The 21,230-nt window shown below is 60.7% G+C and carries 18 protein-coding genes and 1 pseudogene; 13 read left to right on the forward strand and 6 right to left on the reverse strand.

Translation table 11 applies throughout. The annotated features are described in order from the left end of the window. Nucleotides 1-27: 27 nt before the first annotated feature. From RX328_RS15660 to hmgA, 8 genes are all read left to right on the forward strand, one after another. Nucleotides 28-1,338 (forward strand): ABC transporter substrate-binding protein, encoded by a 1,311-nt coding sequence (locus RX328_RS15660; protein ID WP_213251557.1) that lies wholly within the window; start codon nt 28-30, stop codon nt 1,336-1,338. Between the two features lie 15 nt (nt 1,339-1,353). Continuing rightward, a complete protein-coding gene (locus tag RX328_RS15665; RefSeq protein ID WP_213251556.1) occupies nt 1,354-2,250 on the forward strand; it encodes a branched-chain amino acid ABC transporter permease in 897 nt (298 codons plus the stop codon). Next, complete coding sequence (locus tag RX328_RS15670) at nt 2,247-3,197, forward strand: branched-chain amino acid ABC transporter permease (protein ID WP_213251555.1); 951 nt, start codon at nt 2,247-2,249, stop codon at nt 3,195-3,197. Before RX328_RS15665 ends, RX328_RS15670 begins: the two co-directional genes overlap by 4 nt. Beyond that, nucleotides 3,190-3,975 carry an ABC transporter ATP-binding protein gene (locus RX328_RS15675; RefSeq protein WP_213251554.1) on the forward strand — a complete coding sequence of 262 codons (786 nt, stop codon included), beginning with the start codon at nt 3,190-3,192 and terminating at the stop codon, nt 3,973-3,975. The genes RX328_RS15670 and RX328_RS15675 overlap by 8 nt, the downstream gene beginning before the upstream one ends. Then, complete coding sequence (locus RX328_RS15680; RefSeq protein ID WP_312018002.1) at nt 3,972-4,637, forward strand: ABC transporter ATP-binding protein; 666 nt, start codon at nt 3,972-3,974, stop codon at nt 4,635-4,637. Before RX328_RS15675 ends, RX328_RS15680 begins: the two co-directional genes overlap by 4 nt. A 13-nt stretch (nt 4,638-4,650) precedes the next feature. Then, nucleotides 4,651-6,264, forward strand: a complete 1,614-nt coding sequence (locus RX328_RS15685) for a GMC family oxidoreductase (protein WP_213251553.1) — start codon at nt 4,651-4,653, stop codon at nt 6,262-6,264. 126 nt (nt 6,265-6,390) lie between these two features. Then, entirely contained in the window at nt 6,391-7,746 is a 1,356-nt protein-coding gene (gene fahA, locus RX328_RS15690) for a fumarylacetoacetase (protein ID WP_213251552.1), read from the forward strand. A gap of 10 nt (nt 7,747-7,756) precedes the next feature. After that, nucleotides 7,757-9,052, forward strand: coding sequence for a homogentisate 1,2-dioxygenase (hmgA, locus tag RX328_RS15695; RefSeq protein WP_213251551.1), 1,296 nt, complete (start codon nt 7,757-7,759; stop codon nt 9,050-9,052). Between the two features lies 1 nt (nt 9,053). Here the strand turns inward: hmgA and RX328_RS15700 are convergent, their stop codons facing one another. Next, entirely contained in the window at nt 9,054-9,872 is an 819-nt protein-coding gene (locus tag RX328_RS15700; protein WP_213251550.1) for a helix-turn-helix transcriptional regulator, read from the reverse strand. A gap of 100 nt (nt 9,873-9,972) precedes the next feature. On the opposite strand from RX328_RS15700, the gene RX328_RS15705 reads away from it, so the two are divergent. The 3 genes from RX328_RS15705 to RX328_RS15715 all read left to right on the forward strand — a co-directional run bounded on the left by RX328_RS15705 (nt 9,973) and on the right by RX328_RS15715 (nt 12,522). Further along, on the forward strand, nt 9,973-10,635 hold the full coding sequence (locus RX328_RS15705; protein ID WP_213251549.1) for a GntR family transcriptional regulator: 663 nt from the start codon (nt 9,973-9,975) through the stop codon (nt 10,633-10,635). Nucleotides 10,636-10,743: 108 nt separating this feature from the next. Then, complete coding sequence (locus tag RX328_RS15710) at nt 10,744-11,496, forward strand: SDR family NAD(P)-dependent oxidoreductase (protein WP_213251548.1); 753 nt, start codon at nt 10,744-10,746, stop codon at nt 11,494-11,496. A 153-nt stretch (nt 11,497-11,649) separates the two neighbouring features. After that, entirely contained in the window at nt 11,650-12,522 is an 873-nt protein-coding gene (locus RX328_RS15715) for a tripartite tricarboxylate transporter substrate-binding protein (protein WP_213251547.1), read from the forward strand. A 35-nt stretch (nt 12,523-12,557) separates the two neighbouring features. Here the strand turns inward: RX328_RS15715 and RX328_RS43625 are convergent. From RX328_RS43625 to RX328_RS15745, 5 genes and pseudogenes are all read right to left on the reverse strand, one after another. After that, nucleotides 12,558-13,441 (reverse strand): annotated as a pseudogene (locus RX328_RS43625) (ABC transporter substrate-binding protein). A gap of 143 nt (nt 13,442-13,584) precedes the next feature. Beyond that, a complete protein-coding gene (locus RX328_RS15730) occupies nt 13,585-14,802 on the reverse strand; it encodes a hypothetical protein (protein WP_213251545.1) in 1,218 nt (405 codons plus the stop codon). A gap of 557 nt (nt 14,803-15,359) precedes the next feature. Further along, nucleotides 15,360-16,340, reverse strand: a complete 981-nt coding sequence (locus RX328_RS15735) for a Bug family tripartite tricarboxylate transporter substrate binding protein (protein ID WP_213251544.1) — start codon at nt 16,338-16,340, stop codon at nt 15,360-15,362. Between the two features lie 267 nt (nt 16,341-16,607). Continuing rightward, nucleotides 16,608-17,849, reverse strand: a complete 1,242-nt coding sequence (locus RX328_RS15740) for an alpha-hydroxy acid oxidase (protein WP_213251543.1) — start codon at nt 17,847-17,849, stop codon at nt 16,608-16,610. A gap of 110 nt (nt 17,850-17,959) precedes the next feature. Beyond that, a complete protein-coding gene (locus RX328_RS15745; protein WP_213251542.1) occupies nt 17,960-18,931 on the reverse strand; it encodes a LysR family transcriptional regulator in 972 nt (323 codons plus the stop codon). Between the two features lie 174 nt (nt 18,932-19,105). Here RX328_RS15745 and RX328_RS15750 point away from each other — a divergent pair, with 174 nt between their 5' ends. Together RX328_RS15750 and RX328_RS15755 are read left to right on the forward strand one after the other, a co-directional pair. After that, on the forward strand, nt 19,106-19,720 hold the full coding sequence (locus tag RX328_RS15750; RefSeq protein WP_213251541.1) for a UbiX family flavin prenyltransferase: 615 nt from the start codon (nt 19,106-19,108) through the stop codon (nt 19,718-19,720). A 34-nt stretch (nt 19,721-19,754) separates the two neighbouring features. Beyond that, the gene (locus RX328_RS15755; RefSeq protein ID WP_213251540.1) at nt 19,755-21,179 is read left to right on the forward strand and encodes a UbiD family decarboxylase; all 1,425 of its coding nucleotides are present in this window, start codon (nt 19,755-19,757) and stop codon (nt 21,177-21,179) included. Nucleotides 21,180-21,230: the final 51 nt, after the last annotated feature.

Genomic DNA, 21,230 nt, shown 5'->3' on the forward strand with positions numbered 1-21,230 from the left:
AACTGTAGGTCGGTTCCAGGAGGAAACATGAAGGGTATCATCATCGCGGCGGTCCGGACGTTGGCCGTCGTCGCTGCCACCGCAGCACAGATTTCAGCAACCCAGGCGCAAACGCCGTTCCGCATTGCGGTAGTAACCCCGTTGTCGGGTACGCTATCCGTCATCAATATTCCGGGACAAAATGCGGCAAAGATGGTCGCCGAAGCCATCAACGCGGGAACACTGCCCACGCCTTATACGGGCAAGGGCATTGGTGGCCGGCAGATCGAACTCACATTTCTTGACGAGAACGGCGGAAATGCGCGCCAGGTCAGTGAATTTCGTGCCCTGGTCGAGCGCAGGGGGGCAGATGCGGTGATGGGCTTCGGCTCGGCCGCGACCTGCCTTGCCATCGCGCCGGTCGCCGAGGAACTAAAGGTCCTTACGATCATGTCGACCTGCGCGACGCCGCGCATCTTCGAGGATGGCAAGTACGAATACGTCTTCAGAACCGCGGCGCACACGACGATGGATAGTGCGGCGCTCGCGCTCTACGTGAAGGCGCGGATGCCGAACGTCAAGACGATGGGGCATATCAATCCGAACTTCGCGCTCGGCCAGGATTCATGGCGCGATTTCTTTGCCGCCATGAAGGCCGTCAAGCCCGAGGTCCAGGTGGTCGTCGAGCAATGGCCGACGCTGGGATCGGGCCAGTACTCGGCGGAGATTTCGGCCCTGGCCGGCAAGCAGCCGGACATCATCCACACCACTCTGGTCGGCAGCGATCTGGAAGCCTTCATCAACCAGATGACGCCGCGAGGCCTCAACCGCGATTCCAGGTTACTGACTCCGTTCCTTGAACTCGCGATGTTTCGGATGGGCAAGCAGATCCCCGATGGGCTCATTTTCACCGCCCGCGGCACCAATGGCCTGTTTGCTCCGCCATCGCCGCTGAATGACTGGTTCTCGTCAAATTATCGCGAGCGCTTCAAGGAGCCGCCTGTCTTCACCGCCTATCAATATGCAAACGCGCTGCTTGCTCTTAAGACTGCGGCGGATCGGGCCGCCAAGGACGGAAAGACGCCTTCGGCAGTCGAAATCGCTGCGGCCCTCAAGGGAGCGACGTTTGAAACGCCAAGCGGACCCATTCGCATGGCGCTCGGCAACGGACATCAGGCGATCCAGGATACCGCCATCGGGGAAATATTCTTCGATAAGACGAAAAACGTTCAGTCCGTTCGCAATGTGACGCGCTTTCCCGCGGAGTGCGTCAACCCACCGGAAGGAATGGCCAGCGAAGCGTGGCTGAAGAACGGGATGCCTGGTGCCGACTGCACCAAGATCAAGAACGACGAGTAGGGCGGCCCATAACCGATGTGGACCTCCCTCATCATTGTCATCGATGGAGTCACCTACGGGGCGTGGCTGTTCCTGGTTGCGTTGGGCCTTACGCTGATTTTTGGGGTAATGAAGATCCTCAATATCGCCCATGGCAATTTCTATGCGGCCGGCGCGTACGTGGCGGCTACAGCGATGGGGTACTGGTTCGCCAATCACGAGCCGTCCTATCTGGCGTTTGTCATTCAACTGGTTACCGCGGTGGTTACCGGTGTGTTGCTCGGCGTCCTTCTGGAAGTCACCATTGTGCGAAGGCTGCGCGGCCGCGACGAAGTGTCGGTCGCGCTCGCTACCTTTGCGCTGCTGCTGATGATGGATGACGCCATGCAGTTCATATGGGGTGCGGCGGCCTATCCGGCGCCGGCGCCCTATGGACTGTTGGGTACGTCGAAGATCGCGGGATTGCGTTTCAACAATTATGAATTCGCGCTGGTCGGCCTGGCTATTCTGGTTGGCGGTGCGGTTTGCTGGCTGCTGATGGGAACGCGAACCGGCCGGTCGCTCAAGGCATTGATCTATGACAGGGAAATGGCAGCGGCGATGGGAGTGCCCGTTGATGCGCTCTATCTGGTTATTTTTACGCTGGGTGCGGTGCTGGCCGCCCTCGGCGGCGCATTCACCGCCCCGATGATTCAGGTTGCGCCGGGTCTCGGCGCGGAAATCATCGTGTTGATCTTTGCCGTCATCGTGATAGGTGGAATGGGCAGCATCCTCGGCGCGGCGGTTGGCGCGCTTCTCGTTGGTCTGGCACGCTCCGCCACGATCCATCTCTATCCTTTTGCCGAAGTCTACATCGTCTACGTCGTCATGGCGCTGGTTCTGGCGTTCCGGCCGGAAGGTTTGTTCCCGCCAGCAAAGATCCGAAAAATATGACCGGGCAAGCTCGAACCGATATGGGGGTGGCGGCCGGCCTCGTTCTGCTGGCGATCGGCGCCTATGCGATGCCAACCTGGGTACTCAGTGTCGCAGCAGTCGCGCTTGCCAAGGGGCTCGTCGCGATTGGCTTGCTTCTGTTGCTCCGCGCCGGCCTCGTTCCTTTCGGGCACGCCATGTACTTTTGCATCGGCGGATATGCGACCGGTATCGCCGCGCAGTTCGGCGGCGTGCGTGACATCTTCCTTCTGCTGGCGATTGCGGCCTGCTCCGCCGGCGTGATCGCCTTGGCCGCAGGCTTTCTGCTGCGGCGCTATCGCGGAATCTTCTTCGCCATGCTGTCAATGGCCCTGTCCATGATCCTGTATGGTATCCTGCTCAAGTCGCAGAGCCTCGGGTCGTCCGACGGCTTCTCCGTGCCACGGCCAACGATCTTCGGCCTCTCGATGGCGGGCGCCTCCGCTGTCAGCATCATCTACCTCGTTATCGCTGTGAGCCTCGCCGCTGTCATGCTGATCGCGTCCCGCTACCTCAAGACCACGCTCGGTCATATCGGTCCCGCGGTTCGCCTCAACGAGTTGCGGATCGAATATCTCGGCTATGCGGCGGAGCGGCTGATCCATCTGGAATATGTGGCGTCCGGCCTCCTTGGCGGGCTCGCAGGCGGCTTGGTTGCCCTGTTCATCGGGCAGATCGATCCGGGAATGGGGTTTTGGACCACCTCGGGTGAGTTCGTGTTCATCGCGATTCTGGCAGGAACCGGTGGTGTGTGGGGTGCTGTCGCCGCCGCATTCATACTGGAGATCGTCCACGCGGTGGCTTTCAACTTTGCGCCGCAATACTGGAAGTTCGTGCTGGGCAGCACATTGTTGGTGTTGATCCTGCGCTTCCCGGGCGGGCTGTCGAGCATTCGGTGGGGACGACGGGCGGGACAAGCCGATGCCTGACCAGCCCCTTCTGGAAGCCCGCAATCTGACAGTGCGGTTTGGAGCCATCATTGCGGTCAATGATGTCTCCGTCACTGTGAACCGTGGCGAGATCGTCGGCCTGATCGGCACCAATGGTGCGGGCAAGACCACATTTCTCAACATGGTCACAGGCTATCTCAGGCCGACCAGCGGCCAGATCATGTTCGATGGCGATAGCGCGATCGGCCGGACGCCCCGTGAGATGGTGCGTCACGGCATGGCCCGTTCGTTTCAAATTCCGCAGCTGTTCTCCGAATTGACGGTGCTCGATCACGTGGTTCTTGCGATCGCGCTTGCGGAGCGACCACGCTTTTTGTTGAACCGCATCGATCATCGCGCCCGAATCGATGCCGCACATGAGGTTCTCGCCCGGTTCGGTCTCGCGCAGATTGCACGCCGGCCAATCAGCCTGATACCTCAGGGGCAACGCAAGCTGATCGACATCGCCATGGCATTGGCGCTTCGGCCGAAGCTGCTGCTGCTGGACGAGCCGACCAGCGGCGTGTCGTCGGCGGAGAAGCTCGGCCTGATGGACGTGGTTTTCGCATCGATCCGGGCGGACAAAACCACCGTGCTGTTTGTGGAGCACGACATGGAGATCGTGCAACGTTACGTCACGCGGCTGCTCGCCTTCAGGGACGGCCGCCTCATCGCGGATGGAATGCCGGCGGACGTGATGCGGGACGCCCAGGTCGCCTCCGCGATCATGCGGCGACCGCCGACGGAACAGGGATGCAAGGCGGAGCGGGCGTCGTGAAAGTCGAAATCCGGGATCTCGGCGTATCGGTCGGTCCGGTCTCGATTCTGGAAGGCGTCTCGCTCGACGCGCCGGAAGGATCAGTCGTTGGTATCGTCGGTCACAATGGTGCCGGCAAGACGACGCTGATGCGGGCGCTCACCGGCGCGTTGCCGGTTTCCTCAGGCCGGATATTGTTCGATGGCGAAGATATCGTCCGCCACAGTACACGGCAGCGTGTTCGCGCCGGACTTGGCTATATGCCGGAAGATCGCCGTCTCGTGCCTGATCTTTCGGTACGGTCCAACATCGCGTTGCCGATGGAGGTCAATGGCCTGCCGGCGGCCGAGATCGCGCGCAGGGTAGCTCGCGTCCTTGTGCTTATTCCGGAACTGCAGCCCCTGATCGATCGCAAGGGAAACCAACTGTCCGGCGGCCAGCAGAAGCTCGCAGCACTCGCACGCGCGATATCCTATGGCACGCGGCTGTTGCTGCTCGACGAACCCTTTGAAGGCGTGGCGCCGGCCCTGGTCGCGCGCCTTGGCAGCGTTTTGCGCGAACTTCGGCGCGAGGGCCCCACCATCATCGTGACCGACTCCGAGGGAGCCAACCTGAAAGGCCTATGCGACGCGCAATTTGCAATCGAGCGCGGCCGCGTGAGCGATCGGTTGCTCGAAACCTGAACAGGACTACAGCGTGAGTGCACAGAACTACGACTTTATCATCATCGGCGGCGGTTCGGCAGGATGCGTGTTGGCAAACCGCCTTGCCGAGCAGGCCGATTGGCGCATCCTCCTGATCGAGGCCGGTGCGGCCGACAATTCGATCTTCATTCGAATGCCGGCCGGGTTCAGCCGCGTGTTCGGCACGGATCGCATGTGGGATTACGTTTCGGAGCCTCAGGCCGCGCTCAACGGCCGGACGCTTCATGTCCCGCAAGGCCGAACGCTGGGCGGCAGCAGTTCGATGAACGGCATGATCTACATTCGCGGCGACCGCGACGATTATGAGGATTGGAAAGCGCAGGGTTGCGAAGGCTGGGGATATGACGACGTTCTGCCCTGGTTCCGCAAGACGGAGGCCAATGCCCGCCTGTCGGATCGTTATCACGGCGCCGAGGGACCCCTGCATGTCGTCGATACACCGTATCGGCACCCCCTGAATGCTGCGTTCGTCCGTGCGGCGCAGGAAACCGGTGCCGCCTTCAATCACGATTTTAACGGCCCGTCGCAACTGGGCGTCGGCTTTTACCAGATCACCGCATCGGAGGGGGAGCGGGGAAGCACCGCGAGGTTCTTCCTGCGCCCTGCGATCGCCAGGGGAAATGTCGAGGTAAAGACCGGCCTGATGGTCTCGAAAATTCTGTTCGAGGAACGGCGCACCGTCGGCGTCGAATGTGTGCCGAGTGGCGGGGGAACGCCCGTCACATTTCGGGCGCAGCGCGAGATCGTGCTGTGTGGAGGAGGTCTCGGCAGTCCCAAGGTTCTGATGCAATCGGGTATCGGCGACGGGGCTCATCTGTCCTCGCTCGGCATCAAGGTGGTGCGCGACCTGCCGGGGGTCGGACAGAACTATCAGGATCATCTCGAAGTCGCCGTGTATGGACGCACGCGCCGGCCGATCAGTCTCTTTGGGCAGGACAGGGGCCTTGCCGCGCTGAAGCACGGCGCACAATGGCTGTTCTTTCGTTCCGGGCTGATGACGTCGAACGTTGTCGAGTCCGGCGGCTTCTTTGATGTCGACGGTGACGGCCGCGCCGATATCCAGTTCCATGTGCTGCCTGTGTTGGTCGGGGATGCGGATCGCGCGCCATTGTCGTTTCATGGCGTAACGCTGAACCCATGCCTCTTGGCCCCGAAATCGCGGGGACGGCTGTGGCTGCGCAGTGCGGACCCGTTGCAGCTTCCCCGGCTGGACGCCGGCGCGCTGACCGATCCCGAGGATGTGGCCGTGCTTGTCGAGGGCGTGCGGCTGGCGCGGCGCATCCTCAAGGCGCCGTCATTGTCGGCGCTCGTGAGCGAGGAGGTAGAGGCTGATGGCGCGCCTTGCGACGATAGTAGCTCGGGCGTCGAGGCAAAGGTCCGCAAATATGCCAAGACCGTTTACCATCCGGGTGGGACGTGCCGGATGGGTAAACATCCGATGGCCGTAGTCGACAATGAGCTGCGCGTCCACGGCGTCGATGGTCTTCGCGTAGCCGATGTCTCGGTCATGCCGACAATACCGCGCGGCAACACCAACGCCGGCACCATCATGATCGCCGAGCGCGCCGCTTCGTTCATCAAGGCCGCCACGACCAATCGCTTGTAGGCGAGGAGGGTCGCAAGGGGACCCGGGATCAGTCTCTGTCGCTAAGCCATGTGACATCCGATGCGTAGCGGATCGTCTATTGATGGCCCAAGTCAAATTAGCGGTTGGAGGCGTCGGGATTGCTTCATGTCGATACAATTGAATAAGACGCATGATGCCGGCCGCCGCAGCTGGATCGAGTCCGCCAACGCCGCAGACTGCCCGTTTCCGATTCAAAATCTTCCTTTTGGCGTCTTCAAGCCTCGCGGGCGATCAGGTCCGGCCAGAGGCGCGATAGCCATCGGCGACGCCATTCTCGACGTCAGCGCCTGCGCGGCTGCCTTTGAAGGCCTCGCGCATGCCGCTGCGGCTTCGTGTTCGGTCCCCGATTTGAATGGCTTGATGTCGCTCGGCCCAAAAGCCTGGTCCGCTCTGCGGCATCAACTGTCGGACCTGCTGTCGGTCAACAATCGGCACGGCCGTGATGTGCTCTCGTCCAGCCTTTTCGATCTGAACGGCGCGGATATGTATGTTCCGGCCAAGGTCCACAATTTCACGGATTTCTTCGCGTCGATCGATCACGCGATAAATGCCGGGCGATTATTCCGTCCAAATCAACCGCTGCTACCGAACTACAAATATGTTCCGGTCGCCTACAACGGACGATCGTCGAGCATTGTGGTGAGCGGCACTGCGATCCGGCGGCCACGCGGGCAAATCATGCCAACTGGTGAGGTGGAACCAAACTATGGTCCGTGCCGACAGCTCGATTACGAGGTCGAACTCGGAATTTACTTGGGCGCGAAAACCGATCTCGGTGAGCCCGTCCGAATCGAAAACGCGTGGGACCACATATTCGGCTTCTGCGTCCTGAACGACTGGTCCGCCCGCGACATTCAGTCGTGGGAATATCAGCCGCTGGGGCCATTCCTGGGCAAGACCTTCGCCACCAGCGTGTCGCCGTGGATCGTCACGGCGGAAGCATTGCTGCCGTTTCGCGTGCCGGCCATGGAGCGCCCGAATGGCGATCCCGCGCCGCTGCCCCACCTCTATTCCAGTGCCGATCAGCTCGAGGGCGGCCTCGATGTCACGCTCGAATGTTCAATCCAGTCGCGCGAGATGCGCAAACGCGGGAGCGGCCACATCCGCCTCAGCCGTGGCTCGACCAGAATGCTGTACTGGACGCCTGCGCAAATGATCGCCCATCAAACCAGCAACGGCTGCAATCTCGAGGTCGGCGATCTCCTGGGATCTGGCACTGTTTCAGGCGCGACGCCCGACAGCCTCGGTAGTCTTCTCGAAATCACCAGAAGGGGCGCCAATCCAATCGATTTGCGTGGCGAACTCCGCGAATTCCTCGCCGACGGCGACGACATCGAGATCGTCGGATCCTGTCGCCGCGAGGGATTTGCCTCGATCGGTTTTGGTGCCTGCACCGGGACGATAGAGCCCGCAGCCCCGCTCGTCGAAACGGGCGCGATGACTCAATCCGTTCCCGCCTGAGGATACTGCCATGACGACCTCCCGATACATGTCCGGCTTTGGCAACAGCTTCGAGACCGAGGCGTTGCCTGACGCGCTTCCGGTCGGACGCAACTCACCACAGCAAGCAAACTACGGCCTTTATGCCGAACAGCTCAGCGGATCGGCTTTCACGGCGCCGCGTGGGACCAACGAGCGGTCCTGGCTGTATCGTATCCGTCCGAGCGTCAAGCATACGACACGTTTCACCACGGTAGAGGCGCCATTGTTGCGGTCGGCCCCCAATCCGGGCCAGTCGAAGCTGCCGATCGGCCAATATCGATGGGGTCCCGTGGCAATTCCACTGGAAAAGCTCACGTTCACAACAGGCCTTTTTACAGTGACGACGGCTGGTGATGCTGAAGCCCAGAGCGGCATGGCCGCGCATCTGCTGTTCGTGACCGCATCCATGACGAACGAATATTTTTGCAATGCCGACGGAGAGTTTCTTGTCGTTGCCCAGCAGGGCGGACTTCGGTTCCGCACCGAGTTCGGCGTCATCGAAATCGAACCCGGAGAGATCTGTGTTATTCCGCGCGGCGTGATTTTTCGCGTGGAGCTGATGAACGGTGCCTCGCGCGCCTATGTGTGCGAAAATTACGGCGGCTCGTTTACCTTGCCCGAACGCGGACCGATCGGCGCCAACTGTCTTGCCAATTCACGCGATTTCCTCACCCCTGTTGCGGCCTACGAGGATCGGGATCAACCGAGCACCGTCTACTTCAAATGGTGCGGCGAGCTGTTCAAGACCGAGATAGGACAGTCGCCGCTGGATGTTGTCGCCTGGCACGGCAACTATGCTCCTTACAAATACGACCTGCGTCGTTTCTCGCCGGTGGGAGCAATCGCGTTTGATCATCCGGACCCGTCGATCTATACCGTCCTGACGTCGCCGTCGGAAACATCAGGCACGGCCAATATCGACTTCGTGATCTTCCCCGAGCGCTGGGCCGTGGCGGAGAACACCTTCCGGCCGCCATGGTATCACCGCAACATCATGTCCGAGTTCATGGGGCTCGTTTACGGCGTTTACGATGCGAAGCCCGAAGGCTTCGTCCCCGGCGGGATGAGCCTGCACAACATGATGCTGCCGCATGGGCCTGACGCGGCCGCATTCGAACATGCCAGCACCGTTGAACTCAAGCCGCACAAGATTGCGAACACCCTGGCATTCATGTTCGAATCCAGATTTCCGCAGAAGCTGACCCGATACTCTTCGGAGCTCTCCAGCCGCGACGACGGCTATGTCGACTGCTGGAGCGACCTGAAACGGCGGTTCGCTCGTTAGCTCAATTGTGCAACATGCTTCTTGGGACGGCGTTCTTGTTGAGAACGAGCTTGACCAGTTCGTTCTGCGACGAGATGCCGAGCCGCGCATAAGCGCGCTTTCTGTATGTGAATACGGTGTTGATGCTCACGTTCAGAGCAAGCGCAATTCCTTCCGACGTCACACCGTTCACAATGGACACGCAGACATCGAGCTCTCTCGCCGGAAGCGCGGGAGCAATCGCCGCCAGCCGCATGCGGCATTGGTCGGAGGAATCCAGCGTTGAAGCAGACGCCTCCAGGTCATGCCGGCGGACCAGCGCCAGCAGGAGCTTTGCGGAGTCTAAGATGCGAGCGGCGTCTTCAGTGGAGAACGCATTGCCGCGGTATCGGTAGAAGTTGACGCGAACCGTACGGCCGTTGCGCGCTTCGGAAAGGCTGATCCGATCCTCAAGACCGGCTGATGTGTAGCAATGCGTGCGATAATTCGCGTGATCGATCTCGGAGGCTGAGGTGCGGACGCCCCAGCTTCCATCCGGCCTTCGCCCTTCGAGGGGAAGGGTGACCTGATTTGCGAGATCGTGCCGCCAATAATCTTTGCGATACTGGCGGGCGATGTCATGAGCGACCGGACGGCGGCCGATGTTTTCGGCAAAGATCACGCGCGGTTCGGCGTCGCCGGCAAAGGAGAAAGCGGTGAGATGATCCGGCTTCGTCAGATGGAACACTGATTTGAACAACGAGGGAGCGAAAGCCTCGTCGCCGACGACGTCTATGAGCTGCGCCAAACTGGGCAAAGTGGCCGACGACTCCGGCTGATCCGCGAGTTGATACGCTTTCATGCCCGATCCCTGATTTTTCGCTCCCTAGTACCGCCCTCTATATTGCAAATTCAATTCGCATGCAATATTGTATACAAACTTGTCTAGCCAAAGGTAGCCTATGGATGATGCTGTCAGGCGGACGGCCCGCCGATCGGACGACATCTACGAAGCGCTTCGACGAGCGATCGTGACCGGCGAGATCAGGCCGAACCAGCCCTTGATCGAGCTCGATTTGGCTGCCCAGCTTGGCGTCAGCCGCACCCCGGTTCGCGAATGCCTGCAACGGCTGGTCATCGCCGGCCTGGTCGTGCCACGAAAGCGTGGCTGGGCCGTGCGTGAATTCACTGTGGAGGAAATGCAGGAGAACGCAGAGGTTCGCGCCGGACTTGAGGGATATGCAGCATATCTCGCAGCCGCGCGCGGGTCGCAGCAGGCGATCGACAAGATCGTGACGCTGCATCGCAGCCGTCTCACACTGCGGGCCGGAGACGAACAACTGCGGCTGCAGACCAATCGGGATTTTCACGACGCCATCATGCAAGCCGCCGGAAATCAACGGTTGAAGGATGCGATCTACAATTCCGGTCAATTCTATTTCAATGGCACGATCGCCCGGCTGATGATGGGCGAGGAGCTGGCGCAGGGCAACGCCGACCATGCCCTGATCGTGGAAGCCATCGTCGCGCGCGATAGCCCGCGCGCTGAACAAGCCATGCGAGCACATATCGAGCGCACATTTTCCGTCTATCGGCGCGTGACCCAGGCAATGCCTGCCGGCTAATCGGTCCTAGCCCGAAGGTACGGGACCACGGTTCCTTTCGTCACAATGCTATGGGACCGGCACGCCCGTTTCGTCGTGCTAACTTTTGTTTCACCGAGGAGGGCATCCATGGCGGACGCAAGATCATTGAGCGGGCGTGTCGCGGTCGTTACGGGGGGCAGCAGCGGCATCGGCGCGGCGACGGTTCGGCAATTCGCGGAGCTCGGGGCAGACCTCGTTATCGGCTACCACGCGAACGAGAAGGGGGCGCGTGAACTTCTGCAGAGCTTGCCCGCCGGGCGGCATGAGATCGTTCGCCTTGTCCTCGAGGATGCCGCGACGTTCACGACGCTGGGAGATATGCTCAAACCCAAGTTCGGGAAACTGGACATTCTCGTCAATTCGGCGGGGTTTACCCGCGCCATCCGCCATGGCGATCTCGAGGCACTGACTGACGAACTGTTCGAACAGATCCTGATCGCCAACGTCCGCGGACCTTATTCGGCGATCCGTGCACTTCGTCCGTTGTTGAGCGCATCGGGAGATGCTCTTGTCGTCAATGTCTCATCGATTTCGGGATTCACGGCATCGGGCAGCAACGTCGCCTATTGCGCCGCCAAAGCCGCGCTGGACAATATGACGATGTCGCTCGCGCGCGCGCTCGGTCCTGAAATAAGGCTATTGACTGTTTCTCCCGGCGCGGTTGCGACCGACTTCGTTCCGGGCCGCGATCGTGCGGCGCTCGAAGCAGGCGCGCAGTCGACTCCGCTTCGTCGCGTCATCGACCCGGAGGACGTCGCATCCGCGATCGTGGCCTGTGCCACTCATCTGAAGGCAAGCACCGGCTCGCGGATCGTAGTTGATGGCGGCAGGCATTTGTAGGATGGCCGACGGGCCGCGTGGCTCGCGCTACGAGCAATGGGAGTAACATTGGTGTTAAGCACTATGCTTCGCAGTTTTCTCGCGGTCATGATATTGGCATTGGCTCTTCCGTCGGCCGGTCGCGCCGACCCGTGGCCTCAAAGGCCGATCACATTGATTCACGGATTTGGCGCCGGCGGCAACGCCGACTCGATCTCGCGCCTCGTCGCCGCTGCATTGAGCGAGTCGCTGGGTGTCTCGGTCGTCGTCGACGCCAAACCCGGCGCTGGCGGCAACATCGCCTCGGAATATGTCTCCCGTGCATCTCCCGATGGCTACACGTTGATCCTGTTGACCGGCGGGCATGCGGTCTCGGCTGCGCTTTACAAGAAACTGCGGTTCAACCCCGTTGACAGCTTCACCTTCGTGTCGCTGGTCGGTACTTTCCCGTTTGTGGTTGCGACACGTGCCGACAGCCCCATCAAGGACCTGGCAGACCTGATTGCGATCTCGCGGCAGTCCCCGGGAAAACTGTCGTTCAGTTCGGTGGGATTCGGATCCACGCAGCATCTGACCGGCGAATTATTGGCGTTGTCGGCTGGTGGAAAGCTCACGCACATTCCCTATCGTGGCGGAATGCAGCCCCTGACGGACGTGCTGGCAGGCCAGATCGACCTGATCGTCGACACCATCACCGTCACCGGTCCGGCCATCAAGGCCGGAACGTTGAAGGGATTGGGCGCATCGAGTTCCTCGCCATGGCCATCATTGCCGGGGGTGCCGACGATCGCGTCACAGCTTCCAGGCTTCGACGTCAAATCCTGGATTGGAATTGCCTTGCCCGCGGGCGCACCGCCAGAGGTCGTGGCGAAGCTCAATGAAAGCCTTCGCAAGGCGGTGAGCGATCCGGCATTTCAGGGCCGGCTCGAGCTGCTCGGCATACGCGCGGAATTCTCGACGCCAGATGCGACGCAGGCTTTCGTGGCTTCCGAAATCAAACGCTGGAGCGAGGTCATCGATAGAGCGGGCGTGGAGAAGGTAAATTGATTGCCGGCAGGACTTTCCGCGGGGCAGGGAGGGCATTATCGCCATTCCGGGGCTGGACAACCCGCTGCTTCCGGGCTGCGATAGATAAGAGTCTCGGGTAACACCTCGATCGGCTTGAAGTAGTCCCACGGGTACTTTGCCTCGGCGGGCGCCTTCACCTGGTAGAGCGTCACGTCGTAGATGGCGCGACCATTGGCCTGGATCTTCCCGGGATGACCGAAATAGTCGACCGGCAATTCGCGCATCCGCTTGTTGACGGCACCGGCTTCGTCGCTGTCGATGCTGTCGACCGCCTTGAGATAGTGCATAACCGACGCATAGGTCGCCGCATGCTCCTTGGTCGGCATGGTTCCCTGCGCCGCCAGAAACCGCTTGGCAAAGCTGCGCGCCTGCTCATTCTGATCCCAATAGAAGGATGTCATCAAATAGGTGCCCTGGGCGAGCAGTAGGCCAATGCTGTGCACGTCAGTAACGAACAAAACCATGGCCACGACTTTCTGTCCGCCTTGAATGAGGCCGAAGCCTGTTTGAGCGCATTGATGGTATCGCCGGCCGTGTTGGCGAGCGCCACGATCTTGGCCTTCGAGCTCTGTGCCTGCAGCAGAAAAGACGCGAAATCCTGGGTGGCGAAGGGATGACGGACGCTGCCGAGCACCTTGCCGCCTCCCTTCGCAATCGCGCCGCTGGCATCCTTCTCCAGCGTATGGCCGAACGCATAATCGGCGGTGATAAAGAACCAGCTGTCGCCGCCATTGCGTACAATCGCGTTAGCGATTCCAACTGACAAGGCGTAGCTGTCGTCCGACCATTGGCTGCTGAGCGCAGAGCATGCCTTGCCTGTGAGATCCGACGACGCCGCGCCGGAGAGCAGCAGCGTTCGATTCTTGGTTCGCGCAATGCCCTGTACCGCCAGGGCAATGGCGGAAAAAACGTGCGAGCCGCATGTTGGCCTATCGGACGGTGATTATTTTTTGTGAAGTGCCGGTTTTAAAGGGCCGATACGCGAGCGAGGCTTGCTGCTCCGTGCCGACGCCGACGAGCGTAGCATTCGTCACGTCGCTCTTACGACGATTCAAGCAGCTTCGCGATATGAAAGCGGACAGAAGCCGCCTCATGCAGAAAATGCATCAGGCCCGCCTTTGTCCGCTCGTCGTCGTCGAGATCCACCGTAGTGGTTATCGCGACGTGTCCCGACGGGACGGGTTCACACTCGGCTGTCAGCATACGAAAACGGCCGATCAGTTCCCACCCGAGCGCCCCTGCAAGCGCGAATTGCGCTGGGATCAGGATCAAAGGCAACAAGATAGACAGGATCGCGAGCAGGAAGAATGCGATCCATATGGGCGCGAGCAACGCGAACAGTGGCGCCAGGAAAATTAAAGCCAAGAAGGATTCCTGCGAGTTTTCATCGAAGTACCACTGAGAAAGCCTCCCTGCCGCGAACAACAGCAAGGTCCACGCCATGAACTTCGCGATAACTTGTGGCCACGAACGCGACTCCAGTAGTCCCAGAGCCAACCGAAATGGCTTGATCAAGAGGAACGACACGAAGAACTCTGCAACCAAATTGACGAACTGACACGCGTTTATGATCATACTGGCTTCGTCCCGAGGGCCTCGAACGGCATAAAGCGTCCAATTCCGATGGTCGCGTCTAGGTGCCTGGTCGCGCGTCAGCATTGTCCGGCCAGGAAAGCTAGTTCGGTTTGCATACAGCCAGGCCACGACAGGCATCAGCAGCCACGACTGAAATACAAGCGTCGCAAAGACGCCTTTCACTAGCCAAAGAAGAGAGCAGAAAACGAGGAGGCATGGAATTCCCAAGGCGAATGCTGAATATCTCGCCAGCGCGACGTAGGGCACGTCCTTGTTCGAGGAGAGCTTCGCGAACGGGCTTGCAATCGAAATTACGCAGGAAATCCTGCCGGTGCGGCTTGGATCGAGGCTATCGACTGCATTGACGACGACAGAGCCGCCGTGGCTGTGAGCAATGATGCAATGATTCGCGCCGGGCGCGCGATCGAACCAATCGACCAGGTGCCTAGCGAAGGAAGCGGACGCCCTGTCGCGTGCACCGAAGGAATTATCACCGCTCCATTCGAATGGCACCCAGTGGATGGACTTATCGCAGTTCTTCGTTACTTCTCTTTGGAAGTCCGAATCGTACCAGTACCAGCGACCTTCACAACTCTTGTCGCCTCTGAAGAGCTTCAAATGTCGAAGTACCCCGTATGGCCACGTGCCGTGTACGGTGTGTACGATCAACTCGGCATAGGACATGTCTGGCCCGGCCAAGGAAAAGTGTCCGGCTTGTTGGCAAGAGCTTCTCACGAAGCGATAATCGAAACTGGATTACTATTCAAGGATGTATCAGGGCGGGGCGACTAAGGGCCATCGCTCGACATCAGTTGCGCATGGCTCGCGGGCGTAAAGTCATCCTTCAGGCGCAATGAGAGCGTCGGCGTAGTCTCCCAGATTTTGCCCGAACCGGCACTCCGTGGGGGCATTTCCATTTGGAAGCGACTGCCAAGCTGTTGAAATCGCTGGAAGACGTTTCTAGCCTTTTTTCAAAATGCGGCCTCGAAATCGTTGAGTAATCAAGCTGATTTTGATTCCGCCATTCGGAGGTTCGATCCCTCCCGCTCCAGCCAGCACTTAAGCTGCTGAGCTCGTTATGTAAGCAGCTCCATTCCCGCCGAATTTTTTTGGGCGCGTTTGGAAATGGAGCTTCTGAAGCTCGTTCCGGCGGTAGCGATCAGCCAGCCGAACCTGGTCACATGCATTGTCTAAGCTGAAGCCTGCACTGATGAGCCGCAAATTGCAGTTTGCCGTTGTCGTCAGTTGCTTGAGATGCCGGCTTCCTTGATGAGATTGCGCCATTTGATAACTTCCGACGAGATCAGAGCTTTGAACTCAGCCTGGCTTGTGTAGATCGGATCGGCTCCGATATCGATCATCCGTTTCTGCACCGCCGGATCCGACATGATCCTGACCACCTCGGCGTGAAGCCGATCCACAATCGGTTTTGGCGTTCCTTTCGGAACCAGCAGGCCGAACCACGCAGAGGATTCCAGATCCGAAATACCCGCTTCCGCCATGGTGGGGACGTTCGGAAGTGCCTTGCTGCGTTGCTTGCTGGTGACCGCCAGCGGCTTTATCTGACCGGCCTGCAGTTGGCTCGCAATGTTGGGTATGAGCTGAAAGCTGGCCGGCACGTCGCCCGAAACAAGATCGACGGTTAGTTGGCCGGCTCCGCGGTAGGGGACATGAAGCAAACGCGTTCCGGTTCGGCGCTCGAACAGCACGCCGGCAAGATGTTGCGAGCTTCCATTGCCGATGGACGAATATGAGATCTGCTCTCGGCTCGCTTTCGCAAAATCGATGAATTCCTGCACATTGGTTACCGGAACCTTGGCCGGATTGACGACCAGAACATTAGGCATGGTCGAGATCAGCGAGATCGGTTCGAAAGCAGTCTCTGGATCGTAGGGAAGATCCGTCGTCAGCGTCTTGTTGACGGCGAGCGGGCCCGAAGAACTCAGCAGCAGGGTGTACCCGTCCGGTGCGGCCCTTGCCACGTTGTTCGTGCCGATATTGCCTCCGGCGCCTCCCTTGTTTTCGACTACAATCGTGCCGCGAAGAGCCTCTCCCAGTTTGTCGGCGAGGATACGGGTGATGGCGTCACTTGCGCCGCCGGCCGGAAAAGGCACCACCAATGTTATCGGACGCGACGGATAATCCTCTGCGGTTGCCGACGCGCCGTGCATGACGAGAGCGGACAAGGTGCAGAGTGCAATGGCGGTGGAGCGGAATAGCATTGGCGTCCTCAAAGGGTGGGGGCCGGCGGACCGTGGCCACCCGGACACTCTTGTCCATGGAGGCTCGTGCGACCTGTACCCGAACGTTTCCTCGCGGCGCACTTGGGCGCCCTTGAGGTCCAATTCTGGACACGCAACCGACGCACCTCGATTCCGTCGAGTCTCGGGACTTACCAAAGCGTCTCAAAAAAATTTCGGATGCTGTCGATGCGATCTCTGCGGGGGATGTGCTCGATCTAGAACGCCAGCTATTTTCGTCGGCCGCGCTCAAGTAAAATCGAAAGCGCCCCGGTGGCGACATGTCAGTTGAGCCAGCGCGTCGAGTGAATGCGCGCCCAGTTGTCCCATTGCGGTTTCCAGTTCTTCCTTCAGCAGCCCGGCCACATAGTCTGCGCCGTGCTCGCCGAGCGCGCCAAGGCCGAGAAGAAAAGCGCGGCCTGCAAATGTGCCGCGGGCGCCCAGCGCGCGGGCGCGGGCGACGTCGAGGCCCGAGCGGATGCCGCTATCGAACAGGACGGTGGTCCTGGCTCCCACTTTGGCTACGATGGCGGGCAGAACATCGATCGCAGCAGGCGCAGCATCGAGCTGCCGGCCTCCATGATTGGAGACCATGATGCCATCAACTCCCGCTGCAATTGCCTGCTCGGCGTCGTCGGGATGCATGACACCTTTCATGACGAGCGCGCCCGGCCAGGCGTCCCGCATTCGCTTGACGAAATCCCACGAAAACGTGCCCTTGATCTGGCTCTGCACGAAGCCGGCCGTGTTCGCCAGCGTCGCCGGTTTTTCGACATAGCGCTCCATGTTGCGGAAGGCCGGCGTGCCTGCTTTGGCCAGTGCAAGCAGCCACGGCGGCGATAGAGCTACGTCCAAAATGGTCTTAGGCGTGGGACGAAATGGCACCACCAGGCCGTTGCGCAGATCACGCGGCCGCTTGGAGCGCACCGGCGCATCCAGTGTCGCGGCCAGCACCCGCACGCCGGCCGCGCTTGCCCGTTTGATCAGATCGAGGGTGACGGCATGGTCGTTGGCGGGCAATCCGTAGAGCTGAAACCAGGCATAGGGACCTGCAAGCTCGGCGACCTCTTCGATCGCAGCGGTGGCGAGCGTACCGGCAATATAGGGAATCCGTGCCTTGCCGGCGGCGCGCGCGAGAATCCGCGTGGCGCCCGGCCAGACGATGCCGTCGACCCCGACAGGAGAAATGCCGATCGGTGCGGCGCAATGGACGCCGAACAACTCGACGTCCGTGCAGACGGGACCGGGATTGCCGTAGCGGGGGACCAATTCCACCGCGTCGAGGGCCAGTCGATTGCGCCTCGTGTTCAGATCGCTTCCGGTGCCGCCCTCAAGAAAGTCGAAGGCAAAACGCGGGATACGCCGGCGCGCGCGGCGCTCGATGTCGTCTAGCGTGGGCAAGCGCTGCCGCAGCCGAGCCTCGGGAGTCGTTCCGCTACCTGCACCCCAGGCGTGCGTGCGCGGCGAGGAGCGGCGAAGATCGCCCGTCATGAGAAAGCGTCCTTGGTTGCGTCTCTCCCCATTAGGATGCATCGGGTCATCACGGCAAATAATTAGGGATGATAGCCGCGATAATTTCGGATGATTGCCGGGCGATGCCTCTATCGGGACCTTGCGCGCCGGACCGCGCTGCGCCTCGGGGCGTCGCCGGAATGCGGCTGCACGTAATTGCTTGCTGATGTCGCTGCCTCGACCAGGTCGCGGCGAATGATATCGAGCACGGCTCTGGCGGCGGCGGACACCATTCGGCGCGGATGGTGGACCCAGGCGATCGATCGGGTGATACGCGGTTCGGCAAACCGCTGCGCTCGCACCCGGCCGTCGGACAGCGACTGTTGAAGCGCAATCGTGGGCAGCACGGTCACGAGGTTCGTGGTGGCGATCACATCGCAAACCGCGGGCAAGGTGTCGAGCTCCAGTCTGGGCTTCAATTCGATGCCGGCTGTGGCGGCGTGCTCCTCCAGGATCATGCGCAGGCCGTGCCGTTTCGATGGCATGACCAGATCAAACTCGGCCAGATGACCGAAGCGCAGCTTCGTCGGCGGCTTGATCGGTGCATCCTTTCGGCAGGCAAATACCATTTCCTCGTCCATCACATGGTGCGCGGCGAGCAAAACGCGCCGGCGCGGCACGTTGATCAGCGCAAAGTCGAGTTGCCCGGAATTCACCCAGTCGGTCAGCGTTTCGGTGTACCCCTCGCAGGCCGAGAGAGTGATCTCCGGATAGAGATGCGCAACGGTTGCCGATGAACTCGCCATTGTGCTTTGTGCCACCGACGTGATCAGCCCGACTGAAACCCGCCCCGAGATCCGGCCGTTGAGCCGCGCCATTTCCTGTTTGGCATACTCGACATCGCGCACGATCGGCGAGACGAGCCGAGCGAAGGCTTCGCCGGCGGTCGTCAGCGTCATGCCGCTGTTGCTTCGTTCGAACAGCTTTTGGCCGAGCTCGGCCTCGAGCTTGGCAATCTGCATGCTGAGTGCCGGCTGCACGATGTTGAGCTGGCGGGCCGCGCGGGTCACGTTCCGCTCTTCCGCCAGGCAAAGGAAGTATTGCATCTGCCTGAATTCCATCGCCGTTCCCTCCCTGTCCTGACGAACCCCTGCACGGCCATCATTTCAGATGATGGAGTTGATCATCAATCATTATTTGTTCTGATCCTGGCTTCCCTCTACTGTCCCTTCAAATGGCGCAAGACGCTCGAGCGTCTGTTGCGCCGCGACACAGGGAGCGGAACGCGAACCGTCATGCAGGATCGGACGCCCTCACGGCTGATTATCGGCATTTCCGGAGCCTCGGGCGTCGTCTATGGCGTGCGCTTGCTGCAATTGCTCCGCAATGCCGGCGTCGAGACGCATCTTGTGATGTCGAAGACGGCCGAGCTCACCTTCGCCTACGAGACTGACCTTAAGATCTCGGAGGTGAGGGCGCTTGCCAATTTCAACCATGCCATCGACGACATGGCCGCCTCGATCTCCAGCGGTTCCTTTCGTACGGCGGGCATGATCGTCGCTCCCTGTTCGATGCGGTCAATGTCGGAAATCGCGTCCGGCGTCACGACGACGCTGCTGACGCGGGCTGCCGATGTCGTCCTCAAGGAGAAGCGCCGGCTCGTGTTGATGGTGCGCGAAACGCCGCTGCATACGGGTCACCTGCGCACCATGACCGCGCTTTCTGAAATCGGGGCAATCATCGCGCCTCCAGTACCGGCGTTCTACGCCAAGCCCGACAGTCTGGACGATATGATCGAGCACACGGTCGGGCGTGTGCTCGACCTGTTCGATATCGACATCGGCGCGGTGCGCCGCTGGGGCGAGGACGAGGCGCTGAAACGTCGTTCGCTGCGAAAAATTGTTCCCTGAGCGCCTGCAGAAAACCACGAAAAAGGAGCGCATCATGCGGACCGAAAACCTGGACAGATCTGCTGCTGCGGATGCGCCTAAGGACTTGCGCGCTTGGCTCGCCCACCTTGCCCAACGAGGCAAGCTCGCTGTCGCCCGCGAGGGCGTGGAGCTCGCCGATGAACTTGCTGCCGTTTCGAAGCGGCTGGAGCGCGACCGCGCGGTGCTGTTTCCAGTGCCCGGCGGACACGACATTCCGGTGGTCGCCAATCTGTTCGCCGCGCGGGACTGGGTCGCTGAATCCATCGCTGTCGGCGCAGAGCAGTTGCTGGCGCGCTTCCTTGCTGCGGCGCGCGAGCCGCTGCCGAGCCGCGAAGTGACCAGCGGTCCGGTTCAGGAAATCGTCCACAACGAGGTCGACCTTCTCAGGCAGTTGCCGATCCCGAAGCACAACGAGCGCGACAGCGGGCCCTATATCACGGCAGGCCTGCTGATCGCACGCAATCCGCGCAACGGCATTCAGAACGTATCGATCCATCGCTGCCAGATCAGCGGTCCGAACCGGATCGGCGTTCTGCTCTTGCCCAGGCACACGCTTTCCTATTTCCGCATGGCCGAGGAGGCGGGCGAGGCGCTCGAGATCGCGATCGTCATCGGAGTCCATCCGGCATTGCTTCTGGCGTCGCAGGCGATTGCTGCGCTCGATGAAGACGAGATGGGGATAGCCGGCGCGCTGCTAGGGCAGCCGATCGACGTCGTGAAGTGCAAGACCAACTCCGTCCGCGTGCCGGCTCAGGCGGAGATCGTGATCGAGGGGCGAATTCTCCCGCGCGTGCGTGAGCCGGAAGGGCCGTTCGGTGAATTTCCCCAGTACTACGGGCCGCGCGCAAACCGCGAGGTCATCGAGGTGGATGCGATCACTCACCGCGCCCGGCCGATTTTCCACACGATTGTCGGCGGGGGCTATGAGCACCTCATCCTGGGCGCCGTGCCGCGCGAGGCGACATTACTGCAGCATTTGCGGCGCAGTTTCCCGAACGTGCTCGACGTGCGTCTGCCGCGCGGCGGTACCTGCCGCTACCATCTTGCCGTCAAGATCGACAAGACGTCTGACGGCGAGCCGAAGAACATCATCATGTGTGCCTTCGGCGCGCACTATGACATCAAGCAGGTCGTTGTCGTCGATAAGGACGTCAATATCGATGATTCCGAGGAAATCGAGTGGGCGATAGCGACGCGCTTCCAGGCCGATCGCGATCTGCTGATCGTTTCCGGCGCGCTCGGCTCCAAGCTCGATCCGACCACAAGGGACGGCATCAGCGCAAAGATGGGTCTCGACGCGACCGTGCCGGTCGACGCGCCGGAACTCGATTTCAAGCGTATTCACGTCAAGGGGGAGGAGCAGGTCGATCTCGCTTATGCCCTGCAGAAGAATCCGGCTCCGGCGCTCTCGCGTGTCCTTGTTCGAGATGCGCCCTAGGAGCCAAGCGCCAATCTGTTCGATCAGCCATGTATCTTGAGCCGAAGAGCT

It is taken from the genome of Bradyrhizobium sp. sBnM-33 (assembly GCF_032917945.1).
In the GTDB taxonomy this organism is placed as follows: Bacteria; Pseudomonadota; Alphaproteobacteria; order Rhizobiales; family Xanthobacteraceae; genus Bradyrhizobium.